This is a genomic window from Nonomuraea sp. NPDC051191, from assembly GCF_044455665.1.
In the GTDB taxonomy this organism is placed as follows: Bacteria; Actinomycetota; Actinomycetes; order Streptosporangiales; family Streptosporangiaceae; genus Nonomuraea.
Genome location: NZ_JBITEZ010000006.1, coordinates 226,913 through 242,963 on the forward strand (window position 1 = coordinate 226,913; position 16,051 = coordinate 242,963).

11 protein-coding genes are annotated in these 16,051 nt (G+C 73.6%); 5 read left to right on the top strand and 6 right to left on the bottom strand.

Features of this window, described 5'->3' with window-relative positions:
- Nucleotides 1–106 precede the first annotated feature (106 nt).
- Nucleotides 107–5,605 (bottom strand): carboxyl transferase domain-containing protein, encoded by a 5,499-nt coding sequence (locus tag ACIA8R_RS19085; protein WP_397039491.1) that lies wholly within the window; start codon nucleotides 5,603–5,605, stop codon nucleotides 107–109.
- Between the two features lie 348 nt (nucleotides 5,606–5,953).
- Between ACIA8R_RS19085 and ACIA8R_RS19090 the strand changes: the two genes are divergently transcribed.
- Nucleotides 5,954–6,748, top strand: a complete 795-nt coding sequence (locus tag ACIA8R_RS19090; RefSeq protein ID WP_397039493.1) for a hypothetical protein — start codon at nucleotides 5,954–5,956, stop codon at nucleotides 6,746–6,748.
- 85 nt (nucleotides 6,749–6,833) lie between these two features.
- Here the strand turns inward: ACIA8R_RS19090 and ACIA8R_RS19095 are convergent, their stop codons facing one another.
- Nucleotides 6,834–8,210 (bottom strand): sensor histidine kinase, encoded by a 1,377-nt coding sequence (locus ACIA8R_RS19095; protein ID WP_397039495.1) that lies wholly within the window; start codon nucleotides 8,208–8,210, stop codon nucleotides 6,834–6,836.
- 373 nt (nucleotides 8,211–8,583) lie between these two features.
- Between ACIA8R_RS19095 and ACIA8R_RS19100 the strand changes: the two genes are divergently transcribed.
- Genes ACIA8R_RS19100 through ACIA8R_RS19110 form a run of 3 tightly spaced genes read left to right on the top strand, consistent with a single transcriptional unit; the run spans nucleotide 8,584 to nucleotide 11,128 of the window.
- On the top strand, nucleotides 8,584–9,552 hold the full coding sequence (locus ACIA8R_RS19100; protein ID WP_397039496.1) for an ABC transporter substrate-binding protein: 969 nt from the start codon (nucleotides 8,584–8,586) through the stop codon (nucleotides 9,550–9,552).
- On the top strand, nucleotides 9,549–10,325 hold the full coding sequence (locus tag ACIA8R_RS19105; RefSeq protein WP_397039498.1) for an ABC transporter permease: 777 nt from the start codon (nucleotides 9,549–9,551) through the stop codon (nucleotides 10,323–10,325). Before ACIA8R_RS19100 ends, ACIA8R_RS19105 begins: the two co-directional genes overlap by 4 nt.
- On the top strand, nucleotides 10,322–11,128 hold the full coding sequence (locus ACIA8R_RS19110) for an ABC transporter permease (RefSeq protein ID WP_357696943.1): 807 nt from the start codon (nucleotides 10,322–10,324) through the stop codon (nucleotides 11,126–11,128). Before ACIA8R_RS19105 ends, ACIA8R_RS19110 begins: the two co-directional genes overlap by 4 nt.
- Nucleotides 11,129–11,131: 3 nt before the next feature.
- Here ACIA8R_RS19110 and ACIA8R_RS19115 read toward each other — a convergent pair whose 3' ends face one another.
- Genes ACIA8R_RS19115 through ACIA8R_RS19125 form a run of 3 tightly spaced genes read right to left on the bottom strand, consistent with a single transcriptional unit; the run spans nucleotide 11,132 to nucleotide 13,982 of the window.
- Nucleotides 11,132–12,124 (bottom strand): nitrilase-related carbon-nitrogen hydrolase, encoded by a 993-nt coding sequence (locus tag ACIA8R_RS19115; RefSeq protein WP_397039500.1) that lies wholly within the window; start codon nucleotides 12,122–12,124, stop codon nucleotides 11,132–11,134.
- A 1-nt stretch (nucleotide 12,125) separates the two neighbouring features.
- Nucleotides 12,126–12,569: a hypothetical protein gene (locus tag ACIA8R_RS19120; protein WP_364087755.1), complete on the bottom strand. Its 444-nt coding sequence runs from the start codon at nucleotides 12,567–12,569 to the stop codon at nucleotides 12,126–12,128.
- 3 nt (nucleotides 12,570–12,572) lie between these two features.
- Nucleotides 12,573–13,982: an aldehyde dehydrogenase family protein gene (locus tag ACIA8R_RS19125; RefSeq protein WP_397039502.1), complete on the bottom strand. Its 1,410-nt coding sequence runs from the start codon at nucleotides 13,980–13,982 to the stop codon at nucleotides 12,573–12,575.
- Between the two features lie 55 nt (nucleotides 13,983–14,037).
- On the opposite strand from ACIA8R_RS19125, the gene ACIA8R_RS19130 reads away from it, so the two are divergent.
- The gene (locus ACIA8R_RS19130; RefSeq protein WP_387673286.1) at nucleotides 14,038–14,541 is read left to right on the top strand and encodes a nucleotidyltransferase domain-containing protein; all 504 of its coding nucleotides are present in this window, start codon (nucleotides 14,038–14,040) and stop codon (nucleotides 14,539–14,541) included.
- Between the two features lie 31 nt (nucleotides 14,542–14,572).
- Here ACIA8R_RS19130 and ACIA8R_RS19135 read toward each other — a convergent pair whose 3' ends face one another.
- Nucleotides 14,573–16,033: a serine/threonine-protein kinase gene (locus ACIA8R_RS19135; protein WP_397039504.1), complete on the bottom strand. Its 1,461-nt coding sequence runs from the start codon at nucleotides 16,031–16,033 to the stop codon at nucleotides 14,573–14,575.
- Nucleotides 16,034–16,051: the final 18 nt, after the last annotated feature.

Sequence of the window (16,051 nt, forward strand, 5' to 3'; positions counted from 1 at the left end):
AGATGGTTCCATTCTGGCCACTTCGCCCCGGCGAAGGACGACGCCACGCCGGACCAGCCGCGCGGATGAGGCCGCACGTCCCCCCGGGGCGAGGGGACGTGCGCGGTCAGGAACCCTGGTGCAGCCGGGCGATGCCGCGTTCGACGGCCTCGATGATCCGCGGACGCAGCTCGGCGGCGCTGACGATCGCGTCGACCGAGCCGACCTCGACCGCGCGCTGGATGTTGTGCACCCGGTCGAACTCCGCGGCCACCTCGCCGAGCTTCTCCGCCCGTACGGCCGGCTGGACCTCGGCCAGGCGGGCGTTGAGCGCGGCCCGTTCGGCGCCGCTCGCCGCCGCGACCTGCCGTTGCAGCTCGCTCACGCGCGGGTCGGTCGCGGTGCGGTTGTTCACCTCGCCGGAGAAGACCACCGCCGCCGCCGGGGCGCCGCCGAGCACCGAGGCGAACGAGCCCTCCAGCGCCAGCACGGTCATGTTCGGGTTGAGTGCCTTGGAGAACACCACGAACGCGCCACCGTGGTAGCGGGAGATGACGCAGAACACGATCGGGCCCTCGAAGTTGACGATCGCCCGGCCGATCTCCGCGCCGTACTCCAGCTGGAGCTTGCGCATCGACTCGGGTGAGCCGTCGAAGCCGGACAGGTTCGCCAGCACCACCAGCGGCCGGTTGCCGGAGGCCGCGTTGATCGCCCGCGCGGTCTTCTTCGACGAGCGCGGGAACAACGTGCCGGCCGTGTACGCGTCGGGCCCGTCGGCGGGCGGGAAGCCGCGCCGCGGCACCGGCCGGGACTCGATGCCGATCAGGCAGACCGGCCGGCCGCCGATGTGCACGTCCTGGACGGCCGAGGTGTCGGCGTCGGCCATGCCCGCCCAGCGTTCCAGCACCGGGTGGTCCTGGTCGGACAGGGCGCGCATCACCGTGCGGATGTCGAAGGGCTTCTTGCGGTCGGGGTTGTGCTCGGCGGAGAAGATCTGGCCGACGGTGGTGAAGTCGCTGCCCGCCACGGTGTGCGGGTAGTCGCGGACGTCCCGGTCGGCCGGGTCGGCGGTGGGGGCCTGCCGGGGGCCGCTCTCGCCGGGCACGACGTAGGTGTGGTCGTAGTGGGCCATCAGCACGTCGCGGGCGGCCGGCAGGTTGGGCGCCCAGTACTGGGCCTGGCCGTTGGGGCCCATCACGCGGTCGTAGCCGCCGATGCCGAAGTTGTCCTCGGCCGACACGCCGCCGGAGAAGTCGAGCGACTGCTTGCCGGTGAGCACCATCGCCGAGTCGGGGGTCATGACCAGGATGCCCTTGGTGTGCATGAGCATCGTCGCCTCGGCGTTCCAGTACGGCTGCGCCCCCACGGTGATGCCCGCGACCACGATGTTGATCTCGCCGCCGGCCTGGGTGAAGGTGACGATGCGCTTGAGCGCCGCCGCCACCCAGTCCATGTTCTCGGTGCCCGAGGTCATCGAGATCCGGGCGCCGGCCGACAGCGCGAACCACTCCAGGGGCACGCGCATGCGCTCGGCCAGGTCGAGCGCCGCGATCACCCGCGAGCACTCCGGCTCCGACAGCGCGCCCAGTGCCTTGGTCGGGTCGCCGAGCAGCACCACCCGGGTGACGCCTTCGGGATGGCGGGCGGTCGGCGTGGTGACCACGCCGGCCACGATCGCCGCGGAGTTGTTGCCCTTGGGCCGCTCGACCGGGACGAGCACGCCGTCGGCGTCGAGGTCGTGCTCGACGAAGCCGCCCTGCGGGCCGGTGAGCAGGCCGGTCAGCTCGTAGGGGTAGGCGTTGCCGCGCCGGGCGGCGCGCAGCACCTTCTGGCGGTAGTCGTCGAGTGGCTGGACCGGCTCGTCCGACGGCTTGCCGACCTGGAGGCTGGCGCCGTGGCCGGGGTCGAGGGTGATGCGCACGGCGACCTCGCTCAGCTCGCCCGAGGGGGTGCGCTGGCGGGCCACGAACTGGACCTCCTCCAGCCCGGCGCCCGCCGTGGTCGGCAGGATGCGCTGGACCAGCATGTTGAGCTCGTCGGTGGTCAGCTCGGTCGAGGGCCAGACGTACATCATGATGCGGTTGGTGTCGAACCGCTTGTTCTGGGGGCGCTGGGCCTGGATGTTGCGGATCGCGTCGAGGCCGGCGTTGAGGGCGTCCTCGACGGCGGGCAGCGCGACCAGGCGGCCGTCGGCCTCGCGCAGCGGCGTCAGGTCGCGGACCTGGCCCATGGCGATGAGCCGCTCGTCGGCCGGGTTGCTCTTGGCGACGGCCTTGAACAGGTAGAGCTCCTCGTCGACCGAGGGCAGCCGGGTGAGGTCGAACTCCTGGAGCCGGTGCAGTTGCAGGCGCTGGGCGATCTGCGGGTGCAGGCCGCGGATCAGGCGGTCCTCGGCGAAGCCGGCGCCGTCGGGGCGGAAGGTGAAGTGGTGGTGCATCACCGCGCCGCTGGTGCCCACGACGGTGGTGGTGATCCGCCGGATGCCCGCGGGCTGCGGGCGCTCGGCCAGGACCCGCCCGAGCCGTACGGCCATCTCCTCGGCGTCGGGCTGGTCGTCCCAGGTGAGGTAGAGGTCGGCGACGAGCCCGCGCCCGCCGACCCCGTCGGCCAGCGCGCCGACGGCGTCGATGACGTCGGGCAGGGCGGCGATGTCGGCGGCGGTGGTGACCAGGCGGGTCACGCCGCGCGGGCCGGTGTGCTCGGCGGTGACGAACCGGCAGCCCGCGCTGTCGCTGGTGGCGACCTGCGACAACCCGCGGTTGCCGTAGTAGCGGCGGGTCAGGACCTCCAGCAGGGGGGCGAGGTCGCGTTCGGGCCGGCCGATGCGCTGGCCGAGCAGCCGGACGAGCGGCTCGGAGCTGGCCACCATGGCCTGGATGCGCTCGGCGCGGTCGGGCGCGTCGGGGTCGCGGTCGAGGTGCCGCAGCTCGTCGCGGACGGCGGCGTAGACCTTGGCGCGGTTGCGGCGCAGCAGCGGCTGGGCGAACCAGCGGAACACCACGCCGCGGGCCAGGTCGGCGACCACCGGGAAGCGCACCTGCGTGGCCTCGACCAGGTGTTCCAGGGCGAGCCCGGCCCGCTCGCCGAGCGGCTCGCGCGGGGGCGAGCCGGCCAGCCAGGCGCGCAGCAGCTCCGACATGACGGTGACGCCGGTGGTCATCTGCTGCTGGGCCAGGAAGATCCGGAAGACCGCGGCCTCCAGCTCCGGCGTACGGTCGAGCTCCTCGACGCCGTAGTGCCTGAGCATGCGGCGCAGCTTGGCCTGAAACGCCTCGGGCAGGCCGGCCCGTTCGACGTCGAGGCTCTGCAGGTAGCTGTGGAAGTACTCGCGCGGGCTGTGCACCGGGCTGCCCGGCTCGACGTCGAGCTCGCCGCCCGGCTTGTTGCGGCTCAGCTCCGACAGGTCGGCGAAGACGGTGAGCAGGTCGAGCTCGCCCTCGACGACGCGGTCGTCGAGCTCGGCCCGCGCGGCCAGGTAGTGCGACACCATGCGGCGGCGGTCGTGGGGGGCGGCGTCGAAGCCGAGCAGCAGGTCGCGCAGGTCCTGCACGCCGCGCTCGGCCTGCTCGGCGGCCGACGCCCGCGGCGGGGCGGCGGGCAGGTCGATCTCGGGGGCGGTCGTCGCGGCGGCGGCCGGTTCGTCCTCGGCGCCCGCGAGGGGTTCCAGGCGCATCAGCGGCGCGCCCGCCTCGACCTGGCTGCCGACCGAGACGGCGCACTCGCGGACGCGGGCGCGGAACGGCGCGCGCAGCACCGTCTCCATCTTCATGCTCTCCAGCACCAGGATGGGCGCGCCCGCCTCGACCTCGTCGCCGGCCGACAGGGGCGTCGCCACGACCAGCGCGGGCGCGGGCGAGCGGACGACGCCGCCCTCGTCGCGGCTGATGCGGTGGGTGACGCCGTCGACCTCGACCAGGTGGATCGGGCCGTGGGTGGCCGACATCAGGCGGAAGCGGCGGCCGTTGACCGTGATGCGGCCGCTGTGCTCGTCGAAGCGGTCGATCTCGACGTCGAGCGGGTGGGAGCGGTCGCCGTCGGAGATGCCGACGCGGAAGCGCCGCTGCCCGGCCCTGGCCACCGTGAGCCGGTATCCGGCGCCGCGGAGCTTGAGGGTCAGCGGGCGGCCGGTCTCGTGCTGCACCTGCGGGCGCCCGCCGTGGGCGGTGGCCAGCAGCCGGTTGCGGCTGACCTCCTCCTCGTCCTGGTATGCCTCGATCGCGGCGGCGGCCAGGGCGACCGCGGAGTGGCGGTGACTGACCAGGCGGCCCTCGGCGCGTACGCGGTCGATCCAGCCGGTGTCGGCGACGGCGTCGACGACCTCGGGCTGGTCGAGCAGGTCGAGCACGAAGCTCTTGTTGGTGGCGCCGCCCTCGATGATCACCGTGGTGGCGGACATCGCGCGGCGCAGGCGGGCCAGGGCCTGCTCGCGGTCGCGGCCGTAGGCGATGATCTTGGCGATCATCGAGTCGAAGTCGGCCGGGATGGTGTCGCCCTCGCTGACGCCGGTGTCGACGCGGATGCCGGGCCCGGCGGGCAGCACCAGGCGGGCGATGCGGCCCGGCGCGGGGGCGAAGTCGCGGTCGGGGTCCTCGGCGTTGAGCCGGGCCTCCACGGCGTGGCCGCTCTCGCGCGGCTGGGGGCCTTCCAGGCGGCCGCCGGCGGCGACGTGCAGCTGCAGCCGGACCAGGTCGGTGTCGGTGGTCAGCTCGGTGATCGGGTGCTCGACCTGGAGCCGGGTGTTGACCTCCAGGAAGGCGAACAGCTTGTCGCCGGGGTGGTAGAGGAACTCGACGGTGCACGCGCCGCGGTAGCCGACGGCCACGGCGAGCCGTGCGGCCGACGCCTTCAGCTCGGCGGTCTGGTCGTCGCTCAGGACCGGGGAGGCGGACTCCTCGATGATCTTCTGGTTGCGCCGCTGCACCGAGCAGTCGCGGACGCCCAGCGCCCACGCCGTGCCCTGACCGTCGGCGATGACCTGCACCTCGACGTGGCGGGCGCCGGTGACCAGGCGCTCCAGGAAGACCACGCCCGAGCCGAACGCGCGCTCGGCCTCCTGGCTGGTGCGCTCGTAGGCGTCGGCCAGCTCGTCGGCCGAGGCGACCATGCGGATGCCCCGCCCGCCGCCGCCCGCGGTCGCCTTGAGCATCAGCGGGTAGCCGATCGCGTCGCCGGCGCGCAGGGCGTCCTCGAGCGTGGCCACCTCGCCGCGGCTCCACGGCGCGACGGGGACGCCGACCTCCTCGGCGATGAGCTTGGCGCCGATCTTGTCACCGAGCCGGCGCATCGCCTCCGCGCTCGGCCCGACGAAGGTGACGCCGATCTTCTCGCACAGCTCGGCGAAGGCCGGGTCCTCGGCGACGAACCCCCACCCGACCCACGCGGCGTCGGCCCCGGTCTCGACCAGCGCCCGCTCCAGCACGGCGTGGTCGAGGTACGGGCGCGCCGAGGCGGGCCCCAGCGAGTGGGCGACGTCCGCCTCGCGGACGAAGGTCGCGTCGCGGTCGGCGTCGGTGTAGAGCGCGATCGTCTCGATCCGCTTGCCGGTCTCCGCCGAAAGATCCCGGACGGCGTGGATGAGCCGCATCGCGGCCTCTCCGCGGTTGACGATGGCGACACGATTGAACACCGGTTGAGCCTCCCACGTACCCCGTACAAGTAGGCGAGTCCGGGGTGGTCCCCCGGAGCCTCGCCCGTCACTGTCTCTACCGTGCTCGATCACCGCCGCGTGTACCAATGTCCGCATAGTGCACGCCGGGGCTCCTGCTTTGTGCGGTTTCCACAAAAAGTGACCCCGCCACAGGGTTCGAGCGCCGGTTCCCGTGGCACCCTGCCACAAGCCGCCACGGTACTGACGACTGTACCGGCGACCTGCCCCGCGCCCGCGCAGCGCTCGCCCTCGCGGCCGCTCTCCTGGGACGGAACGTCCGTGAATGTGGCAGAGTGCGGTGAACCTCAAGATCGAAAGGTGCGTGCCTTGGCAGTCCCCCTCGCCGGCCCCTTCGCCGCCTTGACGCTGGCCTCACTCCTCACCTCTCCGTCCGCCGCGCTGCCCGCCTGCCCGCAGATCTTCGGGCACGGCGGCTACCCGACCGGCGCCAACGCCTGGGAGCGGGACCAGGTGCGCCAGCCCAACAACCCCACCGCCGTACGGCGTTACAAGGGCTGGGGCGCCTCCGGCGTCGAGGCCGACCTCCAGCTCACCAAGGACGGCACCAAGGCCGTCATGTGGCACAACACCTCGACGTGGGGCCTGTCGGGCACCAAGAAGAACATCACCGAGATCTGGTGGGCGGCGGGCGACACCGCGCTCAAGGGCCGGACGATCGTGCGCGGCCTGTTCAAGGGCGAGACCGTATACACCTTCCGCGAGTGGCTGGCCGCGATGCGCTCGTCCGGCATGGTCGGGCTGGTCGAGATCAAGACCGAGGCCCGCCAGTCGCTGCTCAGCTCCAACGCCACGATCAAGGCGCAGGGGTGGAAGGAGGTGCTCGACCCGGTCAAGGAGAACTACCGGTCGCAGGAGATCATCCTGTACTCGCACGACAGCGCGATCGCCGCCGAACTCAAGAGCCGCGTGACCGCCGCGGGGCTGAGCCAGGTGCTGACCGGCGGTCCGATCTGGCCGGAGGTGACCAAGTGGGAGGAGCCGCCCCCCTCCTGGACCCTGAACGAGAACGCGTGGAAGTCGGCGCTCGCGAGCGGGGCCAAGCGGGTGGCCACCGACTACACGCCGGAGTTCAGCGCGTGGCTGAAGGGCAAGTGCCAGTGACCACGTCCTGAGGGACGCGCTCGGCCGGGCCCGCCGCCCGGCCGCCGCGACCGGGGAAGGCGGCCCGCCGGGTCCGCGACCGGGCTCAGGGCGGCGGGGCGTCCGGGCCGGGGGCGGGCAGCGGGAGGCGCAGGACGAACCGGGGGCCGTCGGGGAAGTCCTCGATGTCCAGGTCGCCCTGGTGGGCGCGGGCGATGGCACGGGAGATGGCCAGGCCGAGGCCGCTGCCCTCGGGGTCGCGCCGGCGTCCCTCGGACAGGCGCACGAAGGGCTGGAAGACCCGCTCGCGGTCCTCGGGCACGACGCCGGCGCCGTCGTCGCGGACCGAGACCACCGCCTGGCCGTCGCGGCGCTCCACCCGGACCTCGACCACCGTACGGGCGTGCCGCTGGGCGTTGACCAGCAGGTTCGTCAGCACCTCCCCGAGCTGCACGCGGTTGCCGAGCACCTGGAGATCCTCGGCGACGTCCACCCGGATCAGCAGCCCGGCCCGCCGGGCGGCGACCTCCTCCCGGACCAGCTCGCTCAGCCGCACCGGCTCCCGGTCGCGCGGGGAGGCCGTGCGGACGCGGGCCAGCAGCAACATCTCCTCGATGATCGCCTGGAACCGGTCGGCGGTGGACAACGCGTCGCGCAGGGCGGCGCGGGGGTCGACGTCGGGGTAGGTCAGCGCCTCCTCCAGCCGGGCGCGCAGGCCGGTCAGCGGCGTGCGCAGCTCGTGGGAGACCATGGAGGAGAAGTTGCGCTGCTGCTCGACGGCCTCCTCCAGGCGCGCCAGCGTCCTGTTGGCGGTGCGGGCAAGCTGGGCGACGGCGTCGCCGCCGGGCGGCTCGGGCACCCGCATGCTGAGGTCGGTGACGGTGATCTCGGCCATCCTGGCCCGCATCCCCTCGACCGGCCGCAACGTACGCCCAATCAGGAACGCGGCGATCCAGGTGAGCAACGCGCTGACGGCCAGGCCGCCGGCGGTGATGATCAGCTCCAGGTGGTGGGTGGCCAGGAGGGGCGGCTCGGCCCGCGCGGCGTAGACGACGTGGGACGCCCCGCCCCACAGGAACTGCTCCTCCTGCGGCGAGGGCCTGGTGGCGGTGAACATCACGCACTCGCCGCGCGCGCAGGCCACGCCGTGCCGGATGCGGTTGCCGGAGGCGGGCCACAGCGTGCTGACGGGCGGCCTGCCGGAGGCGGCGCGGCTGGCCGCGACCACGTGGCCGTGGGCGTCCACGAGCTGGAGCAGGTCGACGGAGGACGTGGTGACCGGGGGCGGGAAGGCGGTGCCCATCGAGCCGATCCACTCGGTGGTGGCGCGCTGGGTGTCGGCGAAGACGTCCTGCCGGATGCGCTCGCGGATCAGCACGTCTAGGGCGACGCCGATCGCCGCGCAGACGATGAGCGACAGCACGGCGGTGGCCAGGATGAGACGCGCCTGGACCGAGAGCCGAAGCGGCCGCAGGGCCCCCACCCCCTCACCGGTCTCGCCGGGTCCTGCCGCCCAATGATCTCAACCCGGGTCTCATCGCACGTCCAAGGAGCGGCAATGACTCCGTGGCGGCACGGACGTCGAGAATTGATCCCACAAAGGCCAGAAATATAGGCGTATTACCGATTTACCGTCACTTATACCGACGGTCAGGCCATTCGGATAAATGCCCGCTTTGTTTCATGGCGGCGGTCACGACTCCTGCTGTACGATCGCCATTCGTGGCAGCGGGGGTTCCGGTGGTGCCGAATGCGTCGGGGGGCTCGTTCGATTCGGGCCCGCGCTTGTCCGGGCGCGCGCCGCGATTCTCGCATTGCCCGGCCAGGAAACGCGCCGGCAGTCAGGAGAGAGCATCGTGAAGATCGCACACGCCGCCGCCGCGCTGGCCCTCGTCGCGGGCCTCGCGGCCTGCGGCGGCGGCGCGGCCCCCAACTCCACCAGCGGTTCAGGCGGGCTGGAGAAGACCCAGCTCCTCGTCGGCGTGGTGCCGGTGCCGTCGGCGGCGCCGCTGTTCATCGCCGAGAAACGCGGCTTCTTCAAGGCCGAGGGCCTGACCGTCAAAACGGAGATCATCCAGGCCCCTCAGGCGGTCATGCCGAAAATACTCAACGGCAGCATGGACGCGTTCCTGACCTCCTATGTCTCGCTGCTGTCCATCAACGATTCCGGCGCGGCCAGGCTCAAGCTGTTCCAGCACAGCCAGGAGTCCGCGCCCGGCATCGCGGGCGTCGTCGTGCCCAAGGGCTCGCCGGTCAGGTCCGCCACCGACCTCAAGGGCCGCACGGTCGCGGTCAACGTGCTCAAGGCGCTGGGCCAGACGGTCACCAACGCCCACCTCCAGCAGGCCGGCCTCGCGCCCGGCGACGTCAAGTACGTGGCGATGCCGTTCAACGAGCAGCTCGGCGCGCTGGCCTCGGGCAAGGTCGACGCCGCCTGGCTGGTCGAGCCGTTCCTGACGGCGGCCAAGAAGGCGGGCGGCACCGAGGTGATCGACACCATGTCGGGCCCGACCGCGGGCATCCCGATCGACGGCTGGGGCGTGTCGCAGGACTGGCTGACCAGGAACCCCCGCACCGCCGCCGCCTTCCACCGCGCGCTGGCCAAGGCCCAGCGGATCGCCGCCGCCGACCGCTCGGCGATCGACGAGGTCATCCCGACGTACACGCAGATCGACGCGGCGAGCGCGGCCGCCATGAAGCTCGGCGTCTTCTCGATGGAGCCGCCTCAGGCGGGCTTCCAGAAGCTGGCCGACCTGCTCGTCGGCTACGGCTACCTGAAGAGCAGGCCGGTCGTCGCCCAGCAGATCGCGACCGGCCTGGGATGATCACGCGGGGCAGGCGGCTGCTGCTCGGGGTCGCGGGGGTGGCCGGGGTGCTCCTCCTGACCGAGATCGCGGGGCGGGCGGGGCTGGTCGACCCGGGCGTGCTGCCGTACACCTCCGACGTCCTGGCCGCCGCGGCCGGGCTGGCGGCCGACGCCGGGTTCCACGCCCAGGTGCTGGCCACGCTGGGCGCGTGCGCGGCGGGCCTGCTGATCGCCATCGCGCTGGCGGTGCCGGCCGGGCTGCTGCTCGGCACGGTGCCGGTGGTGGAGCGCTCGGCGCGGCCGCTGGTGGAGTTCCTGCGGCCGATCCCGTCGGTGTCGCTGATCCCGCTGGCCATGTTCCTGTTCCCCGACAGCGCCGACGCCAAGACCTCGCTGATCGTCTACACCTGCTGCTGGCCGCTGCTCGTCAACACCATGTACGGCCTGGCCGACGTCGACCCGCAGGCCAAGGAGACGCTGCGCAGCTTCGGCTTCGGCCCGCTGGCGGTCGTGCTGCGGGTCTCGCTGCCGAGCGCCGCGCCATTCGTCGCCACCGGCGTGCGGATCTCCGTCGGGGTCACCCTCATCGTCGCCGTCAGCGTGGAGCTCATCGCGGGCGGCGACGGCATCGGTACGTTCCTGCTCCAGGCCGGCACCGCCAACCACGTCGACCGGGTGCTGGCCGGCACGCTGTGGGCGGGCCTGCTCGGGCTGGCGGCCAACCTGCTGGTCACGTCGGCCGAGCGGCGCCTGTTCCGCTGGCACCACGCCCGCGCGGAGGTCGCGGCGTGACCCGGTCCGGGCCTGGCGGGCCTGCGGCGAACACCTGGCGGTGGGCGCGCCGCCACTGGCTGCTGCCCGTGGTGGCGGTGCTGTGGGAGCTGGTCGCCCGGCGGGCGGAGGCCGTCTACTTCCCGCCGCCCAGCACGATCCTGACCCGGCTGCGCGAGATGTGGTTCTCCGGCTCGCCGGGCCGGCTGTTCCTGACCGACGAGGCGGTCGCCGACCTGCTGCCCAGCCTGGGGCGGCTGGTGGCGGGGTGGGCGCTGGCGGCGGTGGCGGGGGTGGCGCTCGGCGTGGCCCTGGGCCGGCTGGCCTGGCTGGCGGCGCTGGCCGAGCCGCTGCTGCACCTCGGCCGTTCGGTGCCGCCCGCGGCGCTGCTGCCGGTGTTCCTGCTGCTGTTCAAGATCGGCACCCCGATGCAGCTCGCCTCGATCGTGTACGGGGTCGTGTGGCCCGTACTGATCAACTCGATGGACGGGGGCCGCCACGTCGACCGCGGCTACCTCGACACCGGCCAGGTCTTCCGCCTGTCGGCGGCCACCCGCCTGTTCCACGTCATCCTGCCCGCCGCCGCGCCGAAGATCCTGGCGGGCCTGCGGCTCAGCGTCTCGCTGGCGCTGATCATGATGGTGATCTCCGAGCTGTACGGCAGCAGCGAGGGCATCGGCCACCGCCTGCTGGAGGCGCAGAGCCAGTTCGACATCCCGGCCATGTGGGCCGGGATCGTGCTGCTGGGCGTGCTGGGCGTGGCGCTCAACTCGATCTTCCTGGCGGCCGAGCGGGGGCTGCTGCGCCGCTACGCCCGCGCCTGACGTTCACTCCCGGCCGTACAGCCGTTCGATGACCTCGCGCTGCCGGGCGGCGTAGAAGGCGCAGTCCGGGGCGTCGGTCAGCTCGCCGGGCCGTTCGACGTCGTGCGCGGCGTACGCCTGGGCCCACAGCCGCGTCTTGACCCGGCTGGGCAGGTTCGCCATGCCGGGCCCGCGGCGGGCGCGGCGCAGCGCGGCCAGGTCCAGCTCGGCGGCGGCGACCAGTGTCTCCCCCGGCCCGGCCTGGGCCAGCGCGCGGCCCTCGGGACCGATCACCTCCGAGCCGCCGTTGACCGAGTCGCCCGGGATCGCGATGCCGGACAGCCCGGCGGTGTTGGCCGAGACGACGAAGGCCAGGTTCTCCACGGCGCGGGCGCGCCGGGCGACGGCCTTGGGGGTCAGGGCCGGCGAGTACGCCTCGGAGGTCGGGTTGCAGAACACCTCCGCGCCACGCAGGGCCAGCGCCCTGGCCAGCTCGGGCACCAGGATCTCCTCCGAGGCGAGCGCCGCCAGGTTCCCGATCTCGGTACGCGCGACCGGCAGCACGCCGTCGAGGCCGTAGCGGTCGAGGTAGCGCTCCCACACGTCGTACGGCGTGGGCGTGAACATCGAGTGCAGCCGCCGGTAGCGCAGCACCGCCTCCCCCGCCGGGGAGAGGATCACGCACGCCTGGAAGTACAGGCCGGGGAAGTGCTCGTCGCGCTCGTAGGCGTTCACGCAGAGGAACACGTCGTTCGCGGCGGCGATCGCGCCCAGCGCCCGGTACTCGGGCCCGTCCACGTCGAGGGCGGCCTTCTCGCGCCACTCGGCCGGGCCCTGCCGGGCGGGGAAGCCGGTCAGGACGTACTCCGGCAGCACCACCAGCCGCAGGGCCGGGCCGAGCCACGCCTTGCTGCCGCCGACGCGCTCTGCGACGCGCTCGACGGCGCGGGCCAGGTCGGCGCGGCCGGTGAGGGCCCTGGCCTCAATCTGGAGCGCCAGGGCGGCGTAGGCGGTCATGTCAGGCCGTCCGGCGCTCGTCGATCAGGGTGCGCCGGACGCATTCGCCGTTCCTGATCCACTGCCAGGTGCGGCTGCGGGAGTCGCCGTCCGCGCTCAGCACGATCAGCTCGAACAGCCGCAGGTCGTCGCCTTCGGCTTTGAAGCGCCAGGTCAGGTAGATGGTGCTGTCGTCGAGCTCCCAGAACTGGCCGGTCAGCCGTTCGGTGTCGAAGCCGCACCGGCCGCCGCCCAGGTACGTGCCGGGGAACTCGTGCACCTCGGTGCGGCCGTCGTCCCAGCGGTAGCGGTTGGTCTGGTGGTAGTGGGCGTCGCCGACGATCGCGCAGGTCATCTCGACGTGGTGCCGGTCGATCACGGCGCCGTCCTTGTCGACGTGCACGTACTCGCCGGCCCACTCGCCCTCGTGGCGGGCCAGCAGCGGCATCTCGGCACGCAGTCCCATGCTCTATCCCTTCCTCGGGTGCCACCACGGATCGGCGGCCCCGGACCGGTTGACCAGGTACGCCCTGCGGCGCAGGAACCGGCCGATCGAGGCGGCGCCCATGCGCGAGCCGCCGAGCCCCGACAGGCCGAAGGAGTTCTTCTCACCCTCGTGGACGAGCGCGGTCAGCGCGGCGTCGTTGACGCTGACCGCGCCGGCGTTCAGCCGGGCCGCGACGGCCAGCGCCTCCCGCTCGGTGGCGGCGAACACGGCGGCCGACAGGCCGTACACGCTGTCGTTGGCCAGCGCCACCGCCTCCTCCGCCCCGGACACGGCCATGACCGGCAGCACCGGCCCGAACGTCTCCTCCGTCATGACGAGCATGTCGTGCCGCACCCCCGACAGCACGGTGGGACGGCACCACAGGCCGCCGCCGTGCCGCTCGATCGCGCCGCCCGTGTGGGTCAGGGCGCCCTTGGCGGCGGCGTCGGCCAGGTGAGCCGCGATCACGTCGGCCTGCGCGGGGTCGATGATCGGCCCGATGGGACCGCCCTCGCAGGTCAGCCGGGTCGCCGCGGCCCGGTCGGCCAGCAGGCCGAGGAAGGCGTCGTACGCGCCGCGCTCGACGTAGACGCGTTCGACGGACTGGCAGGACTGCCCGGCGTTGGCCGTGCCGCCCCACAACACGGCCTCGGCCGCCCGTTCCAGGTCGGCGCCCGCGAGGACGATCGCCGGGTCCTTACCGCCCAGCTCCAGGTGGGCGGGGACGAACGCGCGCGCCGCGGCCTCGGCCACCCGGCGGCCCGTCGGCACGCTGCCGGTGAACACGACGGTGTCCACCAGGCCGACGAGCCGTTCGCCGGTCTCGGCCGCGCCCTCGACCAGCCGCAGCGGCAGCTCGTCAGGGATCAGCCGCGTCAGCGGCTCGATGAAGCGCGGCGTCACCTCGCTCGGTTTGACCAGCACCGCGCAGCCGGCCGCCAGCGCGGGCACCGCGTCGATCAGGCCAAGCAGCAGCGGGAAGTTCCAGGGGCTGATCACCCCGGCCAGCTCGTACGGCACCGCGTCGCCGCCCACCGCGATCCCCGGCAGCGCGGCCGGTCGTTCGGGTGGGGGCGCGAGCAGGGCGGGGGCCTGGCGTGCCCATCGTTCGACGAGGCCGGCCGTGAGCTGCCGTTCCAGCCTGGACTCGGCCTCCCGGCCGGTGTCGGCCACCAGCGCGGCCAGCAGTTCGTCGTCGGCCGCCAGCGCCCTGCCGAACGCGGCCAGCACCTCCATCCGTTCGGAGATGCGGCCGGGGGCCCGCCAGGCGGGGGCCGTCGCACGCAGCCCGGCCGCGATCTCCGCCAGCCGCTCGGGGCCGACGGGCGCGAGCGGCCGCTCGACCCGCCCGGTGAGCGGGTCCCTGACGACGTGCCCGGTCGAAGGCGTCACGAGGCCCATTCTGAACACGTTGACCGTCGCGGTGTCCAGCCGTACGCTACCCCGAATGATCTTCGATGCCGGGGAGCTGCTGCGGGTACGCGCGGCGCTGCGCGCGGCCGGCTGCGCGGTGTGGATCGCCGGCGGCTGGGGCGTCGATGCCCTCGTCGGCCGGGCCACCCGCGACCACCACGACCTCGACCTGCTGCACCGGGCCGAACAGGAGCCGCGCGTGATCGGGGCGCTGGAGGCGCTCGGCTACACCGAGCGGGACGGCGCGGTGCCCGGCCGTCCGGCCCGTTTCGTCATGGCCGACGACCTCGGCCGCGAGCTCGACCTGCATCCGCTCCGCTTCGCCGCGGACGGCTCGGCCGTGCAGGACCTCGACGACAGGGGCGGCGCGCTCTTCTACCCGGCGGCCGCCTTCACCTCGGGCACGGTCGCCGGGCGGCGCGTGCCGTGCCTGTCGGCGGCCCAGCAGCTCGCCTTCCACCAGGGGTACGAGCCGAGGGAACGCGACCTGCACGACCTGGCGCTTCTGCGGTCGCTGCCCGAGGCCACCGGCGGCTGAGCCGGTCAGCCGGGCCGGTCAGCCGGGCCGGTCAGCCCTGGAGCAGCGCCGCGATCGTCGCCAGCAGCGCGATCGGCCCCATGACGGCCACCGTCACCACGGTCGCGCTGCGGCCGGGCAGAAGGCGGGCCAGCCACGCCGAGGCCCTGCGCCGCACCGGCGCCGCGCCGGGCAGCACGAACAGCCCCAGCGTGAACCCGCCCGCGGCCAGGGCCTCGGCGTGGCTGGTGCTCGATCCGGCCGCCTCCAGCAGGCCGGCCACGCCCAGGCCGCAGGCCAGCGACAGGAGCAGGTTGCCCATGGCCACGAGCGCGGCGCGGGACGCCGTCGGCCGCTCCTCGGTGAGGAAGTGGTCGGCGGCGCGCAGCGCCAGCGAGAGCGCCACCGCCAGCAGGCCGCCGACGACCGGCGTGACGACGGTCGAGGCCGACAGCGTCACCAGCGCCAGCACCCCGACGAACCCGCTGCTGGTCACGAACCGCCGCAGGTCGAAGGGCTCGGCGGGCGCCGGGGGCGCCGCGGGCTCGGCGGGACGCCGCGAGCGTTCCTCCGGCCGGCCCGCGTGGACCGTGGGGGCGGGGGGCGGCCGGTGCTCGTGGCCGCGCGGCGCGTACTCGACCGGCGGGAGCAGGGCGGAGACGACGTCCATGGTCAGCGTGCTCGCGGCGGGCGGTTCGGCCCTGATCGGGCGGCCGACCGGGTCGAGCGCCCCGGCCTGCCGCAGCAGCTCCCGGGCGCCGGGCCGGGCCGCCGGGTCGACCCGCAGCGCGCCGGCCAGCCAGCCGCGCAGCCATTCGGGCGCCTGGTCGAGCCGGGCCCGTCCCTCCATGGTGTTGAAGCAGACGGCCTCGAACGACCCGGTGCCGAACGGCGGCAGCCCCGTGGCGGCGAAGAACACCGTCGAGGCCAGCGCGTGCACGTCGGCCGCCGGGGTGACCTGCGAGGCCCGGATGATCTCCGGAGCGAGGTAGCCGGGGGTGCCGACGAACATGCCGGACTGCGTCAGCCGGGCGGCGTCGACCAGGTGGGCGATGCCGAAGTCGATGACCAGCGGCTCGCCGCCGACCAGCATGACGTTGGCCGGTTTGAGGTCGCGGTGGATCACGCCCGCCGCGTGGATGTCGACCAGCGCCTGGCACAGCCCCTGCGCGAGCCTGACGACCGCGCGGGCCTCCAGCGGGCCGTCGGTCAGGACGGTCTGCTCAAGCGTGCGGCCGTCGGCGAAGCGCGTCACGACGTAGGGCCGGTCCGCGTCGAACTCGGCGTCGACGACCTCGGCGACGAACCGGCTGCGCACCCGGCGCATGGTCTCCACCTCGCGCACCAGGCGATCGCGCGCCTTGAGGTCGGAGGCGACGTGCGGATGCAGCACCTTGATCGCGACCTGGCGCCCCGCGCCGTCGAGACCGAGGTGGGCGACCCCCATGCCACCCTCGCCGATCTTCCTGATCACCCGGTAAGGGCCGAGATGCTCCTGCGTCTGAGCACTCATCCTCGACGTCATCCTCCG

Excerpts from the sequence above, each read along its gene's own strand:
- ACIA8R_RS19130 (WP_387673286.1), top strand. The coding sequence starts at position 14,038 with ATGATCTTCGATGCCGGGGAGCTGCTGCGGGTACGCGCGGCGCTGCGC.
- ACIA8R_RS19120 (WP_364087755.1), bottom strand. The coding sequence starts at position 12,569 with ATGGGACTGCGTGCCGAGATGCCGCTGCTGGCCCGCCACGAGGGCGAG.
- ACIA8R_RS19105 (WP_397039498.1), top strand. The coding sequence starts at position 9,549 with ATGATCACGCGGGGCAGGCGGCTGCTGCTCGGGGTCGCGGGGGTGGCC.
- ACIA8R_RS19135 (WP_397039504.1), bottom strand. The coding sequence starts at position 16,033 with ATGAGTGCTCAGACGCAGGAGCATCTCGGCCCTTACCGGGTGATCAGG.
- ACIA8R_RS19115 (WP_397039500.1), bottom strand. The coding sequence starts at position 12,124 with ATGACCGCCTACGCCGCCCTGGCGCTCCAGATTGAGGCCAGGGCCCTC.